The organism is Streptomyces lomondensis (assembly GCF_014651035.1).
Lineage (GTDB): Bacteria > Actinomycetota > Actinomycetes > Streptomycetales > Streptomycetaceae > Streptomyces > Streptomyces lomondensis.
The window spans coordinates 107,749-130,837 of sequence record NZ_BMWC01000005.1; the positions used below are offsets into that span (position 1 = coordinate 107,749).

The following is a 23,089-nucleotide window of genomic DNA, read 5'->3' on the forward strand; positions in this document are numbered from 1 at the left end:
CCTCGGGGCGGGAAACGAGCTTTTCACGCCGCCAACACAACTGACAAGCCGCGTATTCAAATCCCGGACCATGGTAGCGCGGCCGGACTGACCGGCCCGGCCGCGCGCCCGCTCTGTCTTCTCGCCCGACCCGCGGTACTCCCGACTCCGGGAGTGGATACGTACGGAACGCCAGGACGTCTCGATCGGAGACCGTTTCGATACCGGGGACCTCTTCGGGCGCGGCCCCGTCAGACCTCGACCGGCTCGTCCGCGGGCAGGCTGTCCATGAAGGAGCTGACCGAGAAGACCGCGTTGCCGGCGCCGGGCGGGCCGTAGCCGGGGGGCGAGGAGAGGCCGAAGTCCTCCATCGTCTGCCGGTACGCCTGGAGCAGGCGGATGTGGTACTCCAGCGGGGCGCCCTGCGGGTTGGCCTTGCCGAGCGGGGTCGTGGGCTCCGGGCACCACGTGGTGAAGCGGGGCGTGATGCCGTGGGACATGAAGAAGCGCAGGCCCTCGGTGGTGGAGGCGATGGCCTCGTCGACCGTGGTGAAGCCGAACGGCTCGGCCATCTCCACGCCCGCCACGAAGTTGGGGATGACGTTGCGCGCGCCGAAGACCTCCGTCGAGTCGAGGATGCGCCTGTGCCACTCGTCGCGGCCGACGTAGCGCTCCTTGCCGGGGCAGTACATCTTGAACAGGTACTCGTCCCACACCTCGTAGTTGGGGTGGTAGATCTGCACGCCGTAGTCCTTGAAGCGCTGGACGTCGTCGCGCGGCAGCGCCTGGGCGACGACCTTGCCGATCCAGCGGCCGGGGAAGCGCTCCTCGATGGCCTTGGCGTAGTGGCCGTAGAAGTCGGCCTCGTCGCGGCCGGAGACCGTCTTGGTGATGGCGCCGCCGGTGAGGGTGTAGGCGGTGGAGGTCTTCGCCGTGTCGTAGCGGTCGATGATCTCCAGGGCTTCGAGGACCTCCTCGACGTCCTTCACCCCCGTGTAGGGGCGGCCGGCGGCCTTGTGCTGGCGCCAGTTGTGGTTGATGTCGCAGTACTGGCACTCCTCCTTGGCGCCGAAGTACTGGCAGACCCGGAAGACGGTCAGGTAGATCAGGTAGCCCCACTGGATGGTCGGGGCCACCTCCATGACCGACTTCCCGCTGGCGAGGGTGTGCCGGTAGTACTCGGGCATCGGCGGCACGCCGACGTCGGAGATCCGCTTGCCGTCGAGATAGAGGCCGAGCACGCCGTCCTCGTTCGCGGCGACGCGGTACGGCGAGGACGGGTTCACGCGGACCGAGACGACCGTGCGGCGCAGGTCGTACGGGCCGCCGGTGAGGATGATCTCCTCGGGCGGCCGGCGCAGCGCGGCCTCGCCCAGCTCGGGCAGGGTGCCGTGGTCGAAGGAGAAGATGAAGTACGACTTCGGCTTGACCTCGCCGCCCTCGTTGTCGCTCAGCGCGGACGGGTCGAAGGCCACGCCGCCCCGGAGCAGGTCCTCCTTGAAGACGGCCTCCCGCGGGACGTGCGGGAATCGCTCCATCAGATCCTCGACCAGCGCGGTACGGCTGCCGCTGCCCATCCCGTCTCTCCTCCCGGCTCGGACGTACGACTCCTCACGGTATGCCCATGGGTGTGCGGGGGCGGTACCGGGTCCCCCCGGGCAGGCGTAATGCCGTTTTCATAGCCATATACCGGGATTGCGGGCCGCGGTCGTCGCTCAGGCCGCGCGCTCCAGCGCCGCCGGATCGACCGCGTGCGCCAGGTCCCGTCCGGCCAGCAGCCGTTCGGCCTCCTCCGCGACCGTCAGGCCGAGCCGGGCCAGTTCGTTGCCCTGGGAGCCCGCGAGGTGCGGGGTGACGAAGGCCCCGGGCAGGTCGTAGAGGGGCGAGTCGGCGGGGAGCGGTTCGGGGTCGGTGACGTCGAGGATCGCGGTCAGGCGCCCGGAGCGCAGCTCCGCCACGAGGGCGTCGTGGTCGACCAGCGCGCCCCGGGCGGTGTTGATCAGCACGCCCCCGTCCGGCATCAGGGCCAGCTCGCGGCGGCCGATCATGCGGTGGGTCTCGGGTGTCTCGGGGGCGTGCACGGTGACGATGTCGGACGTGCGCAGCAGCTCGTCCAGCGGCAGCAGGGGGACGCCGAGCGCGGCGGCCTCCTGCTCGTCGACGTACGGGTCGGTGAGCGCGGGCCGCAGGTCGAAGGGGCGCAGCAGGTCGAGGACGCGGCGGCCGATGCGGGAGGCGCCGACGACGCCGACGCGGCGGCCGTGGTTGCCGATGCCGGGGACGATGCCCCAGCCGGAGGAGGTGCGGGCCGTGCGCATCCGCTCGCGGGCGGCGAGGACGTCCTTCCCGGCGAGCAGGATCATGGCGAGGGTGTACTCGGCCACCGGCACCGCGTTGGCGGCGGCGGCCGAGGAGACGGCGATGCCGCGCCGCCAGATCCCGGGGGTGGCGAAGGACTTCACCGAGCCGGCCGAGTGCAGCACCGCGCGCAGCCGGGGCGCCGCGTCGAGGACCGCCTCGTCGAGCCGGGGGCAGCCCCAGCCGGTCACCAGGATCTCGGTCCGGGCGAGCGCGTCGAGGACACGCGGGTGGGTGAAGTCCTGCGCCACGAGGGCGGGATCGATGTCCAGGGACGTCCGCAGCCGCGCCAGCACCTCGGGCGGGAAGACCTGCGGCACGTTCTCGGCGGCCATGGCGAACAGTGCCTGGGGGCGCTGGCTCAAGGAGGTGACCTTCCGGCTCGGCGATCCGGGTAGAAACCGCTCTCTACCTTCCCTCAACGGTATGCGGACCGGGGCGACGGCGGCAATGGACGACGGGCCCGGGTAGGTTCCGGCGGGGGCCTTCCCGGTCCCCGCTGCCTCGGGGAAGGACGACGCGATGAACGGGACCGTGACCAACTGGGCGGGCAACATCACCTACGCGGCCAAGGAACTGCACCGGCCGGGCTCGCTCACCGCGCTGCGCGCGCTCGTCGCGGACACTGACCGCATACGGGTGCTGGGCAGCGGTCACTCCTTCAACGAGATCGCCGAGCCGGGCGCCGAGGGCGTCCTGCTGTCGCTGGCCGACCTGCCGCCGGAGGTGGACGTCGACACGGCGGCCCGTACGGTCCGGGTCGGCGGCGGCGTGCGCTACGCGGAGCTGGCCCGCCGGGTGCACGGGCACGGTCTCGCGCTGCCCAACATGGCGTCCCTGCCGCACATCTCGGTGGCCGGTTCGGTCGCGACCGGCACCCACGGCTCGGGGGTGCTCAACGGCCCGCTCTCGACGCCCGTGCGCGAGGTGGAGCTGGTCACGGCGGACGGCTCGACGGTGGCGCTGGGCCGGGGCGAGGAGCGGTTCGGCGGGGCCGTCACGTCGCTGGGCGCGCTCGGCGTCGTCACCGCGCTCACCCTCGACCTGGAGCCGGCCTTCGAGGTCGAGCAGCACGTCTTCACCGAACTGCCGCTGGAGGGACTGGACTCCGGGACGTTCGAGACGGTGATGGCGACGGCGTACAGCGTCAGCCTGTTCACCGACTGGCGTGCGCCGGGCTTCCGGCAGGTGTGGCTCAAGCGGCGCACCGACCAGCCGCTGCCCGCCTTCCCCTGGGCCGCCCCCGCCACCGAGAAGATGCACCCGGTGCCGGGCATGCCGGCGGTCAACTGCACCGAGCAGTTCGGGGTGCCGGGGCCGTGGCACGAGCGGCTGCCGCACTTCCGGGCGGAGTTCCTGCCGAGCAGCGGGGCGGAGTTGCAGTCGGAGTACCTGATGCCGCGCGAGCACGCCGTCGGGATGCTGCACGCGCTCGACGCGATCCGGGAGACGATCGCCCCGGTCCTGCGGATCTGCGAGGTGCGCACGGTCGCCGCCGACGACCAGTGGCTGAGCCCGTCCCACGGCCGGGACACCGTGGCCGCGCACTTCACGTGGGTGGAGGACACGCGGGCGGTGCTGCCGGTGGTGCGGCGGGTGGAGGCGGCGCTGGCGCCCTTCGAGGCGCGCCCGCACTGGGGGAAGGTGTTCACCGTGCCGGCGGCGGGCTTGCGGGGGCTGTATCCGCGGCTGGGCGACTTCGCGGCGCTGGCGCGGGAGTTGGACCCGGAAGGGACGTTCGCCAACGCCTTCGTACGGGACGTGCTGGCGGCGCCCCGGGCATAGAGCCTGCCGCAGAGCCGCACCCGCACCGCGACGGGTCCCCGGTGATGCGGTCGGCCGTCCGCCCGTCCGGGGGCGGACGGCCGGGCGGTCAGGTCGAGGCGCGCGGCCGTTCGAAGGGGCCGGGGCTCGTGGCGCGGTCGGCCTCGTCCTTGACGAGCAGGGAGAGCAGGGACGCCACGGTCAGACCCGCCTCGGCCGGGTGGCGCAGCACCTTGGCGGGGTCGATCCGATACGTGTTGGTGCGCCCCTCCCTGGTGTGGGAGAGGTATCCGTCCTGCTCCAGGTCCGCGATGATCTTCTGGACAGCTCGTTCGGTGAGCCGGCAGTGGGCCGCGATGTCCCGGATACGGGCGCTGTGATTGTCGGCGATGGCTGCCAGCACCCGGGCATGGTTGGTGAGGAACGTCCATCCGATGTGTGGCTCGGGCACTCCGTCCATGCTCCAACTCTAGCGACCGAACATTCACGCACCCAAAAACACGTACTGCGTTTCGTGTATTGGTTGACGTGTTTGGGGTAGAGGGGCAACGCTGGAAAGCGGAGGCAGGGCGAACAGACAAGGGAGACGACAGCCATGCCGGAGCCGGCGTACTCTGCGCGGCCGCACGCCCGGGAGGGCGCCCGACCCGCGGCGGCAAACGCCGCGGCGACGGCGATCCCGCCCTGCATGGCGACCGTGGACGTCGCACCGGACGGCGACCGGATGAGCGTGACCCTGTGGGGCGAACTCGACCTGGGCAGCCGGCGGCTCCTGCCCGAGCTGCACGACATCCTCACGCTCTCCGGCAGCGGCATCGACCTGCGCCTGGACGCGGTCGGGTTCTGCGACGGCTCCGGCCTCAACGTGCTGCTCGACCTGCGCACGCGCGCCCTCGACCAGGGCAAGACCGTCACCGTCCGCTCCAGCGGTCTCGCGGTCGAGCGGCTGCTCGACCTGACGGGCACGCGGGAGCTGTTCACGGAGCCGGACCCGCGGGAGAACGCCGTACGCCCGGCCGCCCCCGGCACCGGGCCGGAGACCGAGACCGAGCCCGGGGCCGCGACCGACGCCGAGCCCGGAGCCGTGACCGACGCCGAGCCCGGAGCCGTGACCGACGCCGAGCCCGGAGCCGTGACCGACGCCGAGGCCGACCAGGACCTCCGCGCCGAAGTGGCCCAGCTGCGACGCGCGATGCAGACCCGGCCGACCATCGATCTGGCCCGCGGCATCCTGATGGCGTCCTTCGGCCTGAGCCCCGAGGCGGCCTGGAGCGTGCTGGTGAGGACCTCCCAGAACACCAACACCAAGCTGCACCACCTGGCCCGGGACCTGGTGGGCAGCGTGCACGGCAGCACGCTGCCCGAGCCGGTGCGGCAGCAGCTCGCCGCCGCGGTCGCCGGCGCGAGCACCCGGAGCGAGACGGCGATGTGCCCGGCGAGCGGTCCGGCCGAGGACGGGGACTGACGCACCCGCCTTCACCCCCTCCAGGGCATCATGGTCGGGCCACGTCCGACCGCCACCGGCCCTCACCAGCGCCGCACTTTATAAAGCCCCTTTCCTAACCCCTTGTCGAAAGTCCCGGCAGCCCATAGCCTTGCGCCGCGCCGGTGCCGACGTCGACCCGGCCCGGGCCGGCCTGGGAGAGGATGGGGCACTCCGGTGAAGCGCACATCACGTGACATCCGCACCGCGAACCGCTACGAGGTGCTGCGCCAGATCATCGCCGCGTCACCCACCTCGCGACAGGAGCTGGCCGCCGCCACCGGCCTCAGCCTCGCCACGGTCGCCACCCTCGTGGGCGAGCTGCTCGACCTCCGGATGATCACGGAGGTCGGCTTCGAGGACTCGGCCGGCGGCCGCCCCCGGGGCCTGGTGGCGGTCAACACCTCGGGCGGGGCGCTGATCGGCGTCGACATCGCCGAGACGTACGTCCATGTGGAGCTGTTCGACCTGGGGCTGAACGTCCTGGCCCGCGCCGAGGAGGACGTCCGGGCCAGCGAGAGCCTGCCCGAGCAGGTGGTCGCCCATGTCGCCACCGCCGTCGGCTCGGTGGTCGCCCAGGCCGGGATCGAGGGCGCCCGGGTGCTCGGGGTCGGCGTGAGCGTGCCGGGGCAGGTCGACCGCGCCACCGGCATCTCGGAGTACGCGCCCAACTGGGACTGGCACGACGTACCGCTGCTCCACCTGCTCACCGAGCACATCGCCTACCCGCTGTACCTGGACAACCCGCTCCGGGCGAGCGCGGTGGCCGAGCTGTGGTTCGGGGCCGCGCGCGGGCGCGGGAACGCCGTGGTGGTCAACCTCGGGACCGGGGTGGGCGCCGGGCTCGTCCTGGGCGGCGGGCTGCACCGCGGGGTGAGCAACAGCGCCGGGGAGTGGGGCCACACGACGATGGTGCTGGACGGGCGGCTGTGCCGCTGCGGCAACCACGGCTGTGTGGAGGCGTACGTCGGCGCGCGCGGCATCATGATGAACCTGCGGGAAGCCGGCCCCGACAGCACGCTGCTGCACCCCGAGGACCAGACGGCGACCATCGACGCGCTGGCCCGCGGGGTCGCGGCGGGCGACCCGGTGGCGCGCCGCGCCGTCCACGAGACCGCCCGCTACCTGGGCGCCGGCGTCGCCGACCTGGTGAACCTGTTCAACCCCGAGATCGTCGTGCTGAGCAGCTGGGTCGCCCTCGCCCTGGGCGAACCGCTGCTGCACGAGGTGCGCGAGGCCGTGGCCCGGCACGCGCTGCCGCGGCCGCTGGCCGCCACCGAGATCGTCCTCTCCCCGATCCCCACCGATCCGGTGTGCCTGGGCGCGGCGACGTTCGCGCTGGAGGGCGCGCTCCAGACCGTCGGGCAGAAGAACGGCAAACGCACCACCCCCGTGCGGAGCCGCACCACCGCACCACCCTCGTAACGGCGGAAGCAACTCCTCCGCCACCTCCGCGTGTTCGAAATCGCGAACCGGACGCAACGCTTCGAACAGACTTCGTCCAACCCCTTGCCGAAGCCTTAGTCGAAGCTTTAGCGTCCCGCACCGCACCTTCCTTTGAGCCATCTGGCGCGAGCCACCGGGCCATGCGCCATCAGGCAGTGAGCCGAAGAGCCGCAGCCGCACTCGAGACAAGGACGTCAGCATGTCGGCATCGAGCAACAGCAACTGGGACCGCCGAACCGTACTGCGGGCCGCGATGGGCCTGGCCGCCGCCGGCGGACTGGCCGCGTGCGGCAGCAACACCGGCCGGGGCGGCGGGGCCGGGTCCGGCGAGGGCCTCGTCCAGTACTTCCACGCGTACGGCGAGCCCGGCGTGGAGCAGGCCGTCAAGCGCTACGCGAAGGCCTACAAGGAAGCCAACGTCACCACCCAGTGGATCACGGGCAACAACTTCGAGCAGAAGCTGTTCGCCGCGCTGCTCACCAAGAACGCGCCGGACGTCTTCGAGTTCCACCCGCAGATCCAGATGGTCAAGAGCGGTCAGGTGGCGGACCTGACCGACATCATCGAGCCGGTCAAGAGCGACTTCAACCAGGCCGACATCAAGTCGCACACGGTCGACGGCAAGATATACGGCATCCGGATGATCGACGACCCGCAGTTCCTCTTCTACCGGCCCTCGCTGTTCGAGAAGGCGAAGATCGAGGTCCCCACCACGCTGGAGGAGCTGATCGAGGCCGCCGACAAGCTGACCACCAGCAAGGTCAAGGGCCTCTTCCTCGGCAACGACCTGACCCCGGTGGTGCGCCCGCTGATCTGGTCGGCCGGCGCCGACACCCTCACCCCGGACAACAAGCCCGCCTTCAACACCGACGCGGTCGCCGAGGGGCTCAAGCAGCTGCGCGGTCTCTTCACCAGCGGCAACCTGCTCCTCGACGCCCCCGCCGACTCGTGGGACCCGTCGGCCCTCATCCAGGGCCTCACCGCGATGCAGTGGTGCGGCATGTGGGCCATGCCGGCCATGCAGAAGGCGCTCGGCGACGACATCGGCATCTTCCCGTTCCCGAAGGTCGGCTCGGCCGGCAAGCAGTCGGTCTACAACGGCGGCTGGTCGATGTTCGTCAACGCCAAGGGCAAGAACGTCGACGCGGCCAAGGAATACGTCAAGTGGCTGTGGATCGACCAGAAGGAGTACCAGGAGGACTTCGCCACCTCCTACGGCTTCCACATCCCGCCGCGCACCTCGCTCGCCGAGTCCGCCGACAAGCTGAAGTCCGGCCTGCCGGCCGAGGGCGTGAAGCTCTTCAACGAGTTCGGCCACTTCGACAACATCGGCTGGACGCAGGCCATGATCGCCGCGACCGAGGACGTGTTCGCCAACTCCGTCCGCAAGAACGGTGACCCCAAGGCCCAGCTCGACGCCGCTGAGAAGAAGGTCGACGCCGAGCTCAAGAAGCTCTTCGGTTAGGCCGCCGGACGGATCTCGACATGTCGACCACCACCACACCCGGGGTCGCCGAGAGCAGCCCCGCCCCGGCCAAGGTCTCCAAGGGCCGGCCGCGGCGGGGCCTCAGGGCGAGCAGCACCTTCAACTTCTGGCTCTTCACCGGGCCGTTCCTCATCGGCCTGATCATCTTCGTCTTCGTGCCCATCGGCTGGAGCATCTGGCTCAGCTTCTTCGAGGCGCGCTTCACCGTCACACCGAGCGAGTTCGTCGGCCTGGAGAACTACAAGTCGATCCTGACGAACGACGACTTCCTGAACTCGCTCGTCACGTTCACCGTGTTCGCCGCGTTCATCGTGCCCGCCACCTGGGCCATGTCGCTGGGACTCGCCCTGCTGGTGAACCGGCTGCGGTTCATGCGGGCGTTCTTCCGGTCGGTGTTCTTCCTGCCCACCGCGGTCAGCTACGTCGCCGCCGCGCTGATCTGGAAGATGTCCATCTTCAACGGCGTCCGCTTCGGCCTGGCCAACACCGTCATCGGCTGGTTCGGCATCGACAACGTCGCCTGGCTGGCCAACCCCGATCCGCCCTGGTACTGGCTGGTCATCGTGACCGTCCGCCTGTGGCTCCAGTCGGGCTTCTACATGATCCTGTTCCTGGCGGCGCTGCAGAACATCCCGCGGGAGCTGTACGAGGCCGCCTCCATCGACGGCGCCAAGCCGGGCTGGCAGACCTTCCGGCACATCACCCTGCCCCAGTTGCGGGCGACCTCGACCGCGGTGATCCTGCTCCTGCTCATCGCGGCCTACCAGGCCTTCGACGAGTTCTTCAACCTGCTCTCCAAGGCCACCTGGGGCCAGCCGCCGCTGGTCGAGCTGTACAAGATGGCCCTCGGCGAGAACCAGAACTACGGCGTGGGCAGCGCGGGCGCGGTCGTCCTGACCCTGCTCATCTGCGTCGTCACGCTGTTCCAGGGCAAGATCATGGGCTTCGGAAGGGGTGAGGAGTCCAAGTGACCACCACAGCACCCGACATCAAGAAGGTCACGAAGCCGGCCAAGGCCAAGCGCGGCGGCGGTGTGATCGGCAACACCGGTCTGTACATCGCGACCGGCATCGCCGCCGTCCTCTTCCTGATCCCCTTCTACCTGATCGTCCGCAACGCCCTGATGACGGACCAGGAGATCACGGGCGAGAACTGGAAGTGGTTCCCCACCACCATCCAGTGGGGCAACATCACCGAGCCGTTCGACGACGTCACGGTCGACTTCGCCCGCTCCCTGTGGAACTCCGTGGTCGTGGCGGTCCTGCACACCGCCGGCATCCTGCTGATCTGCTCGCTCGCCGGGTACGGTCTCGCCCGGATCCCGTACAAGCACGCCAACAAGGTGTTCTACGCCGTCCTGGCCACCCTGATGGTTCCCACCGCGGTCACCTTCGTGCCGAGCTTCGTCCTCGTCTCGTCCCTCGGCTGGGTGGACAGTTACCGGGGTCTCATCATCCCGGGCCTCTTCAGTGGTTTCACGTGCTTCCTGTTCCGGCAGTACTTCCTGGGGTTCCCGAAGGAGCTGGAGGAGGCGGCGCGCGTGGACGGGCTCGGCTACTGGGGCGCGTACTGGCGTGTCGTCGTACCGAACTCGCTGAACTTCTTCGCGGCGATCGCGACCATCACGTTCATCAACGGCTGGAACTCCTTCCTGTGGCCGCTGGTCATCGGCCAGGACCCGAGCGCCTGGACGGTCCAGGTGGCACTGTCGTCGTACATGACCAACCAGACCGTCAACTACCACCTGATCTTCATGGCCACCGCCATCTCGATCCTGCCCCTGGTGTTCGTCTTCCTCTTCCTCCAGCGCTGGCTGGTGCAGGGGATCGCGCAGACCGGCATCAAGGGCTGAGCTAGGAGACCGATGTCTTACCGCACCTCCCCATCCGCCGACTACGTCGAGGACGTCTCCCCGGGCCGCGGGGCCCTGCCGCCCCGCGCCTGGTACGCGTCCTCGGACGCGCCGTCCCTGTCGCTCAACGGCAGCTGGCGGTTCCGGCTGTCGGCGACGGCCGACGCCGAGGACGACGCGTTCGCCGAGCCGGGCTACGACGCCGGGGGCTGGGCCGAGGTCGCGGTCCCCGGGCACTGGGTCCTCCAGGGCGACGGGGCGTTCGGCTCCCCCATCTACACCAACCACCTCTACCCGTTCCCGGTGGACCCGCCGCACGTCCCGACGGAGAACCCGACCGGTGACCACCTGCGCGTCTTCGACCTGCCGTCCGACTGGCCGTCGGACGGCGGGGCGGTGCTGCGCTTCGACGGGGTCGAGTCCTGCGCCCGGGTGTGGCTGAACGGCACGGAGCTCGGCGAGTTCAAGGGCTCCCGGCTGCCGCACGAGTTCGCGGTCGGGCACCTGCTGAAGCCGGGCGGCAACGTGCTGGCCGTGCGCGTCCACCAGTGGTCGGCCGGCTCGTACCTGGAGGACCAGGACCAGTGGTGGCTGCCGGGCATCTTCCGTGACGTGACGCTGCTGCACCGCCCGGCGGGCGGCGTGGGCGACTTCTTCGTGCACGCCTCCTACGACCACACCACCGGCGAGGGCACCCTGCGCGTCGACTCCGACGTCGACGGGCGGGTGACCGTCCCCGCCCTGGACATCGATATCGCCACCGGCGAGTCGGTGACGGTCGCCGTCGAGCCGTGGACCGCCGAGACGCCGAAGCTCTACGACGGCGTGCTGGCCACCGAGGGCGAGCGGGTGCCGCTGCGGATCGGGTTCCGCACGGTCGTCCTGGAGGACGGCCTCATCAAGGTCAACGGCAGGGCCGTCCTCTTCAAGGGCGTCAACCGGCACGAGTGGCACCACGAGAAGGGCCGCGCCCTCGATCTGGAGACCATGCGCGAGGACGTGCTGCTGATGAAGCGGCACAACCTCAACGCCGTGCGCACCTCGCACTACCCGCCGCACCCGGCCTTCCTGGACCTGTGCGACGAGTACGGGCTGTGGGTCATCGACGAGTGCGACCTGGAGACCCACGGCTTCACGGAGCAGGACTGGCGGGACAACCCCGTCGACGACGACCGCTGGACCCCGGCCCTGCTGGACCGCGCCGCGCGGATGGTCGAGCGGGACAAGAACCACCCGTCGATCGTGTTCTGGTCGCTGGGCAACGAGGCCGGCACCGGCCGCGGGCTCACCGCCATGGCCGAGTGGATCCACGACCGCGACCCCGAGCGGCTGGTGCACTACGAGGGCGACTGGAACTGCCGCGACACCGACGTGTACTCGCGGATGTACGCCTTCCACGACGAGGTCGACAAGATCGGGCAGCGGCTCGACGGCGGCACCCGCAAGCGCCGCGAACTGCCGTTCATCCAGTGCGAGTACGGCCACGCCATGGGCAACGGCCCGGGCGGGCTCGCCGACTACCAGGAGCTGTTCGAGAAGTACGAGCGGCTCCAGGGCGGGTTCATCTGGGAGTGGATCGACCACGGCGTCAAGCACCCCGAGCTGGGCTACGCCTACGGCGGCGACTTCGGCGAGGAGCTGCACGACGGCAACTTCGTCTGCGACGGACTGGTCTTCCCGGACCGGACGCCGTCGCCGGGTCTCGTCGAGTACAAGAAGGTCATCGAGCCGGTCCACATCGAGGGCGACGGCGCGAACGGCATCGTGCGGGTCACCAACAAGCAGGACTTCGCCGACCTGTCCGCGCTGGCCTTCGAGTGGTCGTGCCAGGTGGACGGCGAGACGGTCGAGTCGGGCGCGCTCGCGGTGCCGGCGCTCGCGCCGGGCGAGAGCGCCGAGGTGAAGCTGCCGGAGCCGCCCGTGGACGGCCGCGGCGGCGAGCGGCAGTGGACGGTGCGGGCGCTGCTCGCGGACGACACGCTGTGGGCGGCGAAGGACCACGTCGTGGCCTGGGGCCAGTTCGCCGCGGGAGCACGGCCGCTGCCGTCCTTCCCGGCGACCGACCGGCCCGTGCGCGAGGCGGACCGGATCACCCTCGGCCCGGCCGAGTTCGACGCCCGCACCGGTGCGCTGCGGTCGATCGGCGACGTCGAGGTGAGCGCCCCGCGGCTGGACGTGTGGCGGGCGCCGACCGACAACGACGCCGGCGCGGAGTGGCAGACCGACACCCGCTACGGGATGCTGTGGCGCACGCTCGGCCTGCACCGGATGCGCCACCGCTTGGTCTCGGTCGAGGCCGGTGACGACGCGCTGACGGTGCGGACCCGGGTGGCGCCCGCCGCCCGCGAGGTGGGCCTGGACACGGTGTACCGCTGGACGTCCGACGGCGAGCGGCTGCGGCTGTCCGTGTCCGTGACGCCGGAGGGCGACTGGACGGTGCCGCTGCCCCGGCTCGGCGTCCGCTTCGGGCTGGCGCAGGCCGACCGGGTGGAGTGGTTCGGCGGCGGCCCGGGCGAGGCGTACCCGGACACCAGGACGGCGTCCATGATCGGCCGTTGGCAGTCGAGCGTGGACGAACTCCAGACGCCGTACCTGCGGCCGCAGGAGAACGGCGCCCGCGCCGACGTCCGCTGGGTGGAGCTGGGCGGCCTCAGGATCGAGGGCGACCCGGAGTTCTGGTTCACGGCACGGCGCTGGACGACCGAGCAGCTGGACGCGGCCCGCCACCGCACCGACCTGACGCCCGGCGACACGGTGTGGGTCAACCTCGACCACGGGCAGCACGGCATCGGCTCGCAGTCGTGCGGTCCGGGCCCGCTGCCGCAGTACTTCCTGAAGGCCGAGCCGGCGGAGTTCGCGTTCGTGTTCTCGACCACCACGTAAGAAATCGAGGTAAGAACTCGATTAATCGATTGACCAATTGATCGACATTCCGACAGTGTCGGGACGTCATCCGCGGCCGGTCGGCCCTCGTAGCCGACCGGCCGCGACTGCGTTCACCGCAAGGAAGTTGGTGGGTCCGTTGAGTGTCGCCATCGAGGTCCGCGGGTTGTCCCGCACCTTCCACACCACCGTCCGCCGCCCCGGCTTCCTGGGCGCCGTCCGCTCCCTGGTCAACCCGGAGCGGGTGGCCAAGCACGCCGTCACCGACATCACCTTCGACGTGGCCCCGGGCGAACTCCTCGCGCTACTGGGCCCGAACGGCGCCGGCAAGTCGACCACCATCAAGATGCTGACCGGCATCCTCACGCCCACGGCCGGCGAGGCCCGGGTCGCGGGCGTGGTGCCGTACCGCGAGCGGGAGCGCAACGCCCGCAATGTCGGCGCGGTGTTCGGGCAGCGAACGCAGCTGTGGTGGGACCTGCCGGTGCGCGAGTCGTTCGCGATCCTGCGGGACATCTACGAGGTGCCGAAGGCCGAACACGCCGCCCGGCTCAAGGAGTTCGACGACATCCTGGACCTGTCGTCGTTCTGGGACACCCGGGTCCGCCACCTCTCCCTGGGCCAGCGCGTGCGCAGCGATCTGGCCGCCGCGCTGCTGCACGACCCGCCGGTGGTGTTCCTCGACGAGCCGACCATCGGCATGGACGTGGTGGTCAAGGAGCAGGTGCGGGAGTTCCTGCGCCACCAGGTGGAGCAGCGCGGCCGTACGGTGCTGCTGACCACGCACGACATGACGGAGGTCGAGCGGCTGGCCGAGCGGGTGGTGCTGGTCAACCACGGCCGGCTCGTGCTCGACGGCACCCTCGACGAGATCCGCCGGAAGTTCGGCTCGACCTGGCAGGTGCGGGCCACGCTCGCCGACCCGCACGCCGAGGTCGTGCCGCCGCCCGGCACCACACTGCTGCGGCACACCGGCGCGCAGGTCGTCTTCGGCCCCGACGGGGCGGACGCGCCCACCGTCCACCAGGCGCTCAAGGCCGTGATCGAGCGGTTCGAGGTGACCGACATCGCCCTGGACGAGGCGGACCTGGAGGACGTGATGCGGGCCGCGTACGTGCACGTCGGGGAGGTCTGACGTGGCCGTCCCGCATGCCTGGCGCGCCGCCCGCGTCACCCCGCTGGGCGAGCTGAACGCCCCGCCCCGGATGACCGCCGTCGCGCTCCGGCTGACCGTGCAGGTGGTGCTGGTCTGGTCGCTGTGGCGCGGCCTGTACGCGCACACCGGCACGACCGCCGGGCTGAGCCGCGACCAGGCCGTCACCTACGCCGTGCTGGCCGTGCTGGCCTCCCGCCTGCGGGAGCTGGACCAGTACGCGGGCCGGGACACGGTCCTGCAGCACATGCACTTCGGCACCATCGTCTACTGGTACCTGCGCCCGCTGCCGCCGCAGCGCTACTACGCCCTGCGGGCCGCCGGCGAGCAGCTGTACGGGCTCGCCTGGGCGCTGACCGGCTACCTGGTCTGTCTGGCCTTCGGGCTGGTCGAGCCGCCCCGGTCGGCCGCGGTGGCCGGGGTGTTCGTGTTCAGCATGCTGCTGGGGCAGTGGGTGCTGTACTACGTCATGCTCGTGCTCGACCAGTTGTGCTTCTGGACGATCCGCAACACCGCCGCGATGCTGATCCTGCTGTTCGCGCAGAACCTGCTGTCCGGGGTGTACGCGCCGCTGTGGTTCTTCCCGGACTGGTTCGTGACGATGAGCGCCTTCCTGCCCTTCCAGGCCACGCTGAGCGTGCCGCTGTCGCTGTACGTGGGGCGGATCCCCCTGTCCGACGCGGCGTTCCAGCTGTCCGTCCAGGCCGCGTGGGTCGTGGTGCTGGCGCTGTTCACCCGGCTGCTGTGGCGGCGGGCCGCCCGGCGCGTGATCTCGCAGGGAGGCTGAGATGTCGCTGAAGGCACTGCGGATCGTGTGGCGCGTGACGGCGCTCAACTTCCGCGCGCAGATGGAGTACCGCACCGAGTTCCTGCTGATGATCGCCATCGGCGCGATCTGGCAGGTGTCGGTGATCGTGTTCGCGACGGTGCTGCTGTCCCGGTTCGCCGGGATGGGCGGCTGGGACAGCTCGGACGTGCTGCTGATCCCGGCGACGCGGATGCTGGCGCACGGGCTGTTCGTGCTGTTCCTGGGGCGGATGCACTGGGCGGGCCGGCAGATCCAGGAGGGCCGGATCGACATCTACCTGATGCGTCCGATGCCGGTCCACCGCCAGATCCAGCTGGCGTTCTTCCCCACCAACGCGATCGGCGACCTGACGGTCGCGGCGGGCCTGATGGTGGGCGCGCTGTCGCGCAGCGACCTGGACTGGACGGCGGGCCGCGTCTCGTACCTGATCGCGGCCGTCCTCGGCGGCATGCTGCTGGAGGCCGCCCTGTTCACGCTGGTGGCCTCCGCGGGCCTGCGCTTCCCCGCCGCCGACTACTGGGGCCGCTGGCTGGAGGAACTCCTCGGCACCTTCGGCAGCTACCCGCTGAACGTCCTGCCGAAGGCCGTGGGCGGCCTCCTGACCTACGGTCTCCCCCTCGCGTTCGTCGCCTACTTCCCGGCGGCGGTCCTGACCGGCCACGGCCACACCACCGGCGTGCCGTACTGGCTGGCGGCGTCCGCACCGCTGCTCGGGCTGCTGGCGTACCTGGGGGCGCGGCTGGTGTGGCGGTGGAGTCTGCGGCACTACACCGGGATCAACGGATGACGCCTGGAGGGCCCGCAGCCGACTGCGGGCCCTCCCTTCCTCGTGCGGGCACGCCGCCCCCTCGCACAGCCTCCCCCGCGGCTGTGCCCCCGTGCCGACGCGTCGGCCCCCCCCGTTGGCCGACGCGTCGCCACTGCCCCTGTGGGTGCCCCTCGAAGGCGGCGTACCCGGTGGCGCGTTGGCACGCCGCATCAGGATGCTGCCGGGCTGCGGCCCTGTCGTTAGCACTCAGCGCCTCCCTTTTGGCGCTCAGCGCCAACAGGGCTGACGCCCGACGGCTCCGCTCGGGTGTAACCTCCGGCCTGCCGGGGATAGTTGACGCAGATGGTGCCTTCCCGTGCGATTGTGGTGACGCGGTCCGGGGATCGGCCATGGGCTGCTGGGGACTGACCGGGGGCTTCTGTTGTTCAGGACGGTGCTGGATACGGACGGCCTGCTGCGGGACGAGAAGACCGCAGCCTGGATGGAGGCCGCAGCGCTGGCCTTGGTGCCGAAGCGCTGCCTGGTCCCTGAGCCCGAACGCTTCGCGGCGCGCATCTCTGTCATGGAACTGGGGCCGGCCCAGCTCTCCGCGAACGTGTTCACCCCCTTCTCCTGCTACCGCTCGCCCCGCCATGTCCGGCAGTCGGACCTGGAGCTGTACCAGCTCGCCGTGATCACCTCGGGGCGGCAGGGCATCGAACAGGCCGGTCACCGCACGTCCCTCGACCCGGGCGAGCTGATCTTCTACGACAGTTCCCGGCCCTTCGAAGCCTCGGTCGGAACCGACGGGCGGGGAGCCGGCTCGCTCCTGGTGCAGTTTCCCAGGGAACTGATGCCGCTGCCCGACAAGGTGGTTGCCCCCTTGTGCGGGTCGAGGCTGTCAGGATCCACCGGCATCGGTCACGTCTTCCGGCAGACACTCAGCGCCCTGGCCGATACGGAGACCGACCTCACCGACCGGGACCGCGCCAGGCTCGGCACGACGATCGTGGATCTCGCGGCCGCTGTCGTCGCCCGACAGTGCGAGCAGACGTCCGCACTGGCACCGGAGGCACGCACCGAGGCTCTCTACCACGAGATCCTCGCGTTCATCCGCCGCCATGTGGACGACCCCGACCTCACGCCTCCCGCTGTCGCCGCGGCACACTGCATCTCCACACGAACCTTGCACCGCATTTTTCAAACGCGTGGTGAGACCGTGAGCGGAATGATCCGCGGCGAACGGATCAACCGCTGCCGCAGGGACCTGGCCGACCCTGGCCTGCGCGCCGTACCGGTCGGCAGTGTCGGTGCCCGATGGGGCTTTCCGCGGGCCTCGGACTTCACCCGCGCCTTCAAGGCCGCGACAGGCATGACACCCACCGTGTACCGGGCCAGTCTGCAAGAACAGGGTTCCTGACCGGCGCCGGCGCCGGTGTGCGCGCCGGTGTGCTCCGTCAGCCCCGGCCCGCTCCTCGGACGGGGGTGAACAGCGCGGCCACGGCGATCAGGACGCAGCAGGTGCCGGCGGCCAGGCTGACCGGGGCGGTGCCCCGGTGTTCCGCGGCCCAGGTCATGACGGCGGCGCCGATCGGGGCGGCGGCGTACTGGAGGGTCCAGAAGGCGGAGGTGACGCGGCCGAGGAGGGGTTCGGGGGTCACCTCCTGGCGCAGGGACATGGAGCAGGTGCCCGCCATGCCGACGCAGGCGAGGAAGGCCGCGCAGAGGGCGGCGACGACGGGGACGTCACGGGCCCAGCCCAGTCCGGCGAACGCGAGTCCGCACACCGCGACGGATCCGGTCCAGGTCGGCCCGAAGCCGAGCCGGCGGCGGATCCGGGCGACCAGCAGGGCGCCGGTGATGGTGCCGAGCGCGCCGACGGCCATGACGGTGCCGACCGTGCCGTCGCCGTGGCCGAGGTCGTGCTTGAGGTGGTAGATGACCAGGTCGTTCAGGCCGAGGGTGAGGAAGCTGAACACGAACAGCAGGGCGGTGAGGGAGCGCAGGACGGGGTGGCCGCCGAGGAAGGCGATCCCGATGCGCAGGTCCTGCCACAGTCCGGCGCGTTTGCCCGTCCGCTCGTCTCCCGGGCGGGCGCGGAACCGCACGAAGAACAGGCACGCGGCCGACACCCCGAAGCTGGCCGCGTCCACACCGACCGCGGCGGCCGGGCCGGACCAGGCGGCGACCAGCCCCGCGCACAGCGGCCCGAGGACGCCCGCCGCCGCGGCCGTCGCGTTGAGGCGGCCGTTGGCCTCGGTGAGCCGCTCGGTGCCGACCAGGCCGCGCACGACGGTGACGTAGCCGACCGCGAAGAGCATGCCGCCGGCCTCGCACAGCGGCAGCACCGCGTACAGCAGCCAGATCTGCGGGCCGAACAGCCACACCAGCGGGATCACCCCGTACAGCCCCATGCGGACGAGATCGCAGGCGATGAGCAGCCGGCGCCGGTCCACCCGGTCCACCACCGCCCCGGCGAACACGGCCGCCACGACCGCCGCCGCGCCGCCCACCGCCGTCAGCAGGCCCATCCGGGCGATCGACCCCGTCGCCTCCAGGACCAGCAGGGGCAGGGCGATCAGCGCGAAGGAGTCGCCGAGCACGGAGAGGGTCTGCGCGGCCCAGAAGATCCCGAAGTCCCGCTGCCGCCACAGCGGCCGGGCGCCGCGTAAGGCCTCGTCGGCGGTGTCGGAGGAGATGTCGGAGGCGGTGCCGCCGCCCGGCTCGTCCGCGCGCCGCGCCGCCTCGTGCGTCATGCCGCCTCCCCGCGTCCCGAGTCCCAAGTCCCATGTCCCAAGTCCTGGGCAACCTTATGGCGCCCGGCGGCGACCGGGGGATGTCGCACCCGCATCCCCACCCCACAGGAGGAGCCGTGCCGCACACCCCCAGAGGCCGCCGGGCCCCGCGTCCCCTCACGCTCGCCGCCGCCGGCGCACTCGTCGCCTCAGCCACCGTGGCGCTCCCGCAGTTCACCCCTGACGCCTCCGCCGCCACCACGCTGCGCGGCTACGCCGACGCCCGCGGTGTACGGATCGGCGCGGCCGTCGCCGACGGGCCGTTGCGCACCGAGTCGGCCTACACCACCGTCCTGAACCGGGAGTTCAACTCGGTGACGGCGGAGAACGCCATGAAGTGGGACGCGTTGGAGCCCAGCCGGAACAGCTACAACTGGGCCGCCGCCGACCGGCTGGTCAACCACGCCGCCGCCCACAACCAGGGCGTACGCGGCCACACCCTGGTCTGGCACTCCCAGCTGCCGTCCTGGCTGGCGAACGGCAACTTCTCGGCGTCCGAGCTGAACACGATCCTCAAGAAGCACATCGACACGACCGTCGGCCGCTACAAGGGGAAGATCTACTCCTGGGACGTGGTCAACGAGGCGTTCAACGAGGACGGCTCGATGCGCAACTCCGTGTGGCAGAGCAAGCTCGGCACCGGTTACATCGCCAACGCCCTGCGCTGGGCGCACGCGGCCGACCCGAGCGCCAGGCTGTACATCAACGACTACAACATCGAGGCGGACAACGCCAAGAGCGACGGCCTGTACAACCTGGCGCGGCAACTCCTCGCCCAGGGCGTGCCGTTGCAGGGCATCGGTTTCCAGGCCCACTTCGTCGTCGGCCAGCTGCCCGCGTCGATGAAGGCGAACCTGAAGCGCTTCTCCGACCTCGGCCTGGAGGTGTCGATCACCGAACTCGACGTGCGCATCCCGCTGCCCGCCTCCTCGGCCGAACTCGCCCAGCAGTCAGCCGACTACAAGACGGCCAGCGAGAACTGCCTGGGCGTGCCGCGCTGCGCCGGCGTCACGGTGTGGGGCATCACCGACAAGCACTCGTGGGTGCCCGGCACGTTCAACGGCTACGGGGCGGCCCTGCCGTACAACGAGAGCTACGGGGCGAAGCCCGCGTACACCGGTCTGTCCAACGGGCTCAACCCACAGGCCTAGACGTAGGCGTAAATCGATACCGGCGGGCGGTGCGGGCGGGGTAACGTCCGCACCGCGAGGTGAAGAGATCACGATGGGCATCACCCTGGGCGAAACTCCTGACGACACGCTGGCCGCCTTCACCGCACGGGCGGCCGCCGATCCCGGCGTCGTCGGGCTGGTCCTCAGCGGCTCCCGGGTGCACGAGGGCATGCCGACGGTCCACTCCGACTACGACCTGCACGTGATCCTGAGCGACCAGCATGCCTCGCCGATCGCCGAGTTGGACTGGTTCCGCTCCGCTCACCTGGACCTCGTGGTCATCCCGCTGGCGGAGTTCCGCACCCGCGGCATGCCCGGCCGCCCCGACAGCTTCGCGCGCTACTCCTACGTCCACGCCGAGGTCCTGCTCGACCGGCTCGACGGGGCGATCGCCCGGATCGTCGACGAGAAGCGGACGCTGCGCGCCGAAGAGGCCCGGGCCGCCGTCGACGGCTGGCTCGACGCCTACGTCAACCAGACCTACCGCTCCCTGAAGAGCTACCGCGACGGCCGCCCCGACATGGGCCACCTGGATGCCGCCGAGACCGTCCCGTACGCCCTGGAGGTGCTCTTCGCCCTGCACCGCCGCGTCCGGCCCTACAACAAGTTCCTCCGGTGGGAGCTGGAGCGGCAGCCGCTGGGCGAGCCCCGGTGGGACGCGAGCCGGCTCCTGCCGGTCCTCCGTCGCATCCTGGCCGACGGCGACCCGCCCACCCAGCGCGCCCTCTTCACCGACATCGAGGAAGGGGCGCGCCGGGCCGGCCACGACCGGGTCCTCGACTCCTGGGGCGAGGACCTGAAGCTGCTGCGGCAGCCCTGAACGACGGACGCGGTCCACTGGACGGACGTCAGTGGTCCGCGCAGCACGGTGTCGGGTCCGGGACCTCGAACGGGACGAGGGTGCCGCCCGCGGCGGGCATGGCCGTCAGCACGAGCACGCCGTCCTGCCACTGCGGGCGTACGTGGTCCCGTGTGGCCAGCGGCGTGTCCGGGGCGGGTGGCTCCGGCGTGCCGAGGACCGTCACGCGGTCGATCGCGGACCGGGACAGCACGTCCCCGACCGGCAGCGTGCCGGTGAGCGACGCGGCGCCCGGGTAGAGCACCGCGCGCCCCACCGGGTCCGGCACGCCGAGCGTCACCTCGTGTCCCAGGGCCGTGAGCCGCTCCAGGGCGGTGCGCTGGAGCGGCTCCGACGGCAGGGTGAGGGACAGGACGACCCGGGGGCGTTCGCCGCGCACGAGGTGCGTGCAGCCGAACGCCCCCTCGGGCAGGGCGAGTTCGGCGGCCAGGGTGTGCAGCAGATGGTCGGCCGGGCGCAGCTCCCTGATCCCCGCGTCCACGGTGAGGGCGTACGGCGTCACGAGGGCAGGACCCACACCGGGTTGGAGTAGAACCACAGGTCGCGCCACGGGTCGGCGTCGCCGGCGAGGTCGAGGGCGGGGCCCGCCGGGTCGACCGCCGCGCCCATCGCGCCGACGGCGGAGCGGTTTCCGTCCGCGCCGCGCAGCCGGAGGTACACGGGCCGTTCCACGCGCCCGAGTTCGAACGTGAGGCGGACGGTGCCGGTCGCCTTGCTCACGTCGTACGCCTTGACGACCTTCGCGGTCGGCGCCGTGAAGGTGTCGCGGTCCGCGACCGGGCCCGTCACATCGCCCTGGATGACGTCGACCCGGGACAGGTCGGGGACGAATCCGGCCCAGTTGGGGCCGCCGGCCGGGGTCACGTCGACGGTCAGCGTGGCCTTCGTGCCCTTGCGCACGTGCAGGGCGCCGCCGAGCGTGGCCCACCGGCCGCCGCCGGACACCCGGACATCCAGGGCGCTGAGGAGCTGTCCGTGGTCGACCCAGACGCGGCCGGCGCGGATGCCGTCCATGACGGCGGCGTAGGAGAAGCCGTCCGCGCCCACGTGGGTGCGGCTGTACTGGCCGGGCCAGTAGTCGCCCTGGGTGAGGTCGATCTTCCCGCCGTAGACCGGGTCGGTGTGCCTGCCGTTGGCGGCGTAGTCGCTGTCGGGGCCGCCGCGCACGGCGGTGTCGGCGTAGACCTGGTGAGAGTCGGAGTTGGCGGTGATCCACCAGGGCTTGCCCTCGGCGAGGAGGCTGTCCCACAGGCCGCCGACGGTGGCGGTCATCCAGTCGAATCCGCCCCAGGTGCGGTAGCTCTCCGGCGGGTAGCCGGGGAAGGAGTTGGCGCCGGGGTTGTTGTCGTAGAGGCCTCGGGAGCGGGCCATGCCGAGCGGGGCGGGGAGGCCGGCGGCCTGGTGGCCGGGCGCGCCCTCGAAGCCGACGGCGATCCGGTGCCGGGTGCCGGTGGCGTCGCGCCAGGCGCGGATCTCGTGCGGGGAGTCGACGCCGCGCCGCGCCGGGTGGTTGGCGAGCATCAGGGCGTCCTTGACCTTGCGCCGCCGGACCTGCTCGGCGAGGAAGTTCAGGCCCGCGACGGCCAGCGCCTCGTTGGCGGGCGTGGAGTCGGAGGCGCCCTTCACGCTGCCGTCGTAGTCGGTCTCGAACTGCTTGAGGACGGCGACCTCGTTCCGGCCGGGGTGCACGAAGACCGTGCCGTGCTCGGCGGCCGGGATGTTCCACTCCAGGCCCTGGAAGACAAGGGTGTCCTTGTAGGCCGACCGGGCGTCGCGGATGTCCGGGTTGACCTTCTCGACGCCGATCTTCGCGTGCGTGGCGTTGCCGTGGTCGGTGATGACCAGCCAGTCCATGCCGTGCTTGGCGCCCTGGCGGACCTGGTCGACGACGCGGTACTTGCCGTCGTTGCTGTACTGGGTGTGGATGTGGTGGTCGCCGGCCAGCCACAGGAAGCCGTTCGTCCGGCGGCCGTTCGTGGCGGCGGCGGGAGTCGCCTGGGCGAGGACGCTCCCGGCCGCCAGGCCCGCGCCGAGCAGTCCGGCGCGGCGCAGCAGCGAGCGGCGCGAGCGCTGTTCGGGGCTGAGGGCCTCGTCGGGGACGGCGGGGTCGAAGGCGGCGGGCAGGGCCGGCGCGGCCTCGTGCTCGTGGTCGTGCCCGTGGTGGTGATGGCCGTGTGCGTGCCCGTGTCCCATGCAGTGCCTCCTGTGTGCCGCTGCCGTCCGCGGCTGCCCTCTACGGCGCGTGACCGCGCCGCGTGTGGAGGATCGAGGCGAAACATGAACGTTGAACAACCAGGGGGTGA

The 23,089-nt window shown here is 71.2% G+C and carries 19 protein-coding genes; 13 read left to right on the plus strand and 6 right to left on the minus strand.

Annotated features, from left to right (window positions below; translation table 11 throughout):
- Positions 1-230: 230 nt before the first annotated feature.
- Together IE255_RS18860 and IE255_RS18865 are read right to left on the minus strand one after the other, a co-directional pair.
- Complete coding sequence (locus IE255_RS18860; protein WP_190051483.1) at positions 231-1,556, minus strand: radical SAM protein; 1,326 nt, start codon at positions 1,554-1,556, stop codon at positions 231-233.
- A 138-nt stretch (positions 1,557-1,694) separates the two neighbouring features.
- Positions 1,695-2,702: a hydroxyacid dehydrogenase gene (locus tag IE255_RS18865; RefSeq protein ID WP_190051484.1), complete on the minus strand. Its 1,008-nt coding sequence runs from the start codon at positions 2,700-2,702 to the stop codon at positions 1,695-1,697.
- 157 nt (positions 2,703-2,859) lie between these two features.
- On the opposite strand from IE255_RS18865, the gene IE255_RS18870 reads away from it, so the two are divergent.
- The gene (locus IE255_RS18870) at positions 2,860-4,122 is read left to right on the plus strand and encodes a D-arabinono-1,4-lactone oxidase (RefSeq protein ID WP_190051485.1); all 1,263 of its coding nucleotides are present in this window, start codon (positions 2,860-2,862) and stop codon (positions 4,120-4,122) included.
- Between the two features lie 88 nt (positions 4,123-4,210).
- Here the strand turns inward: IE255_RS18870 and IE255_RS18875 are convergent, their stop codons facing one another.
- Complete coding sequence (locus IE255_RS18875) at positions 4,211-4,561, minus strand: helix-turn-helix transcriptional regulator (protein ID WP_190051486.1); 351 nt, start codon at positions 4,559-4,561, stop codon at positions 4,211-4,213.
- A 228-nt stretch (positions 4,562-4,789) separates the two neighbouring features.
- Here IE255_RS18875 and IE255_RS18880 point away from each other — a divergent pair, with 228 nt between their 5' ends.
- The 10 genes from IE255_RS18880 (at position 4,790) to IE255_RS18925 (ending at position 17,380) form a co-directional block, all read left to right on the plus strand.
- Positions 4,790-5,566: an ANTAR domain-containing protein gene (locus IE255_RS18880; RefSeq protein WP_229906475.1), complete on the plus strand. Its 777-nt coding sequence runs from the start codon at positions 4,790-4,792 to the stop codon at positions 5,564-5,566.
- Positions 5,567-5,761: 195 nt separating this feature from the next.
- A complete protein-coding gene (locus IE255_RS18885; RefSeq protein WP_190051488.1) occupies positions 5,762-7,009 on the plus strand; it encodes an ROK family transcriptional regulator in 1,248 nt (415 codons plus the stop codon).
- 220 nt (positions 7,010-7,229) lie between these two features.
- Positions 7,230-8,495 (plus strand): ABC transporter substrate-binding protein, encoded by a 1,266-nt coding sequence (locus IE255_RS18890; protein ID WP_190051489.1) that lies wholly within the window; start codon positions 7,230-7,232, stop codon positions 8,493-8,495.
- 20 nt (positions 8,496-8,515) lie between these two features.
- Positions 8,516-9,487 (plus strand): carbohydrate ABC transporter permease, encoded by a 972-nt coding sequence (locus IE255_RS18895; RefSeq protein WP_190051490.1) that lies wholly within the window; start codon positions 8,516-8,518, stop codon positions 9,485-9,487.
- On the plus strand, positions 9,484-10,368 hold the full coding sequence (locus IE255_RS18900) for a carbohydrate ABC transporter permease (protein WP_190051491.1): 885 nt from the start codon (positions 9,484-9,486) through the stop codon (positions 10,366-10,368). Before IE255_RS18895 ends, IE255_RS18900 begins: the two co-directional genes overlap by 4 nt.
- Before the next feature lie 12 nt (positions 10,369-10,380).
- Complete coding sequence (locus IE255_RS18905; protein ID WP_190051492.1) at positions 10,381-13,251, plus strand: glycoside hydrolase family 2 TIM barrel-domain containing protein; 2,871 nt, start codon at positions 10,381-10,383, stop codon at positions 13,249-13,251.
- 139 nt (positions 13,252-13,390) lie between these two features.
- The gene (locus IE255_RS18910) at positions 13,391-14,386 is read left to right on the plus strand and encodes an ABC transporter ATP-binding protein (protein ID WP_190051832.1); all 996 of its coding nucleotides are present in this window, start codon (positions 13,391-13,393) and stop codon (positions 14,384-14,386) included.
- A gap of 1 nt (position 14,387) precedes the next feature.
- Entirely contained in the window at positions 14,388-15,191 is an 804-nt protein-coding gene (locus tag IE255_RS18915) for an ABC-2 family transporter protein (RefSeq protein WP_190051493.1), read from the plus strand.
- A 1-nt stretch (position 15,192) separates the two neighbouring features.
- Complete coding sequence (locus IE255_RS18920) at positions 15,193-15,999, plus strand: ABC transporter permease (protein ID WP_190051494.1); 807 nt, start codon at positions 15,193-15,195, stop codon at positions 15,997-15,999.
- Between the two features lie 415 nt (positions 16,000-16,414).
- Positions 16,415-17,380, plus strand: a complete 966-nt coding sequence (locus tag IE255_RS18925; RefSeq protein ID WP_190051495.1) for an AraC-like ligand-binding domain-containing protein — start codon at positions 16,415-16,417, stop codon at positions 17,378-17,380.
- 37 nt (positions 17,381-17,417) lie between these two features.
- Here IE255_RS18925 and IE255_RS18930 read toward each other — a convergent pair whose 3' ends face one another.
- Entirely contained in the window at positions 17,418-18,716 is a 1,299-nt protein-coding gene (locus IE255_RS18930; protein WP_229906476.1) for an MFS transporter, read from the minus strand.
- Between the two features lie 116 nt (positions 18,717-18,832).
- Here IE255_RS18930 and IE255_RS18935 point away from each other — a divergent pair, with 116 nt between their 5' ends.
- Both IE255_RS18935 and IE255_RS18940 read left to right on the plus strand, forming a co-directional pair.
- Positions 18,833-19,906 (plus strand): glycoside hydrolase family 10 protein, encoded by a 1,074-nt coding sequence (locus IE255_RS18935; RefSeq protein WP_229906477.1) that lies wholly within the window; start codon positions 18,833-18,835, stop codon positions 19,904-19,906.
- A gap of 73 nt (positions 19,907-19,979) precedes the next feature.
- The gene (locus IE255_RS18940) at positions 19,980-20,747 is read left to right on the plus strand and encodes a hypothetical protein (RefSeq protein ID WP_190051496.1); all 768 of its coding nucleotides are present in this window, start codon (positions 19,980-19,982) and stop codon (positions 20,745-20,747) included.
- A gap of 28 nt (positions 20,748-20,775) precedes the next feature.
- Here IE255_RS18940 and IE255_RS18945 read toward each other — a convergent pair whose 3' ends face one another.
- The gene (locus tag IE255_RS18945; protein WP_190051497.1) at positions 20,776-21,288 is read right to left on the minus strand and encodes a hypothetical protein; all 513 of its coding nucleotides are present in this window, start codon (positions 21,286-21,288) and stop codon (positions 20,776-20,778) included.
- The gene (locus IE255_RS18950; RefSeq protein WP_190051498.1) at positions 21,285-22,979 is read right to left on the minus strand and encodes a PHP domain-containing protein; all 1,695 of its coding nucleotides are present in this window, start codon (positions 22,977-22,979) and stop codon (positions 21,285-21,287) included. Before IE255_RS18950 ends, IE255_RS18945 begins: the two co-directional genes overlap by 4 nt.
- Between the last annotated feature and the right edge of the window lie 110 nt (positions 22,980-23,089).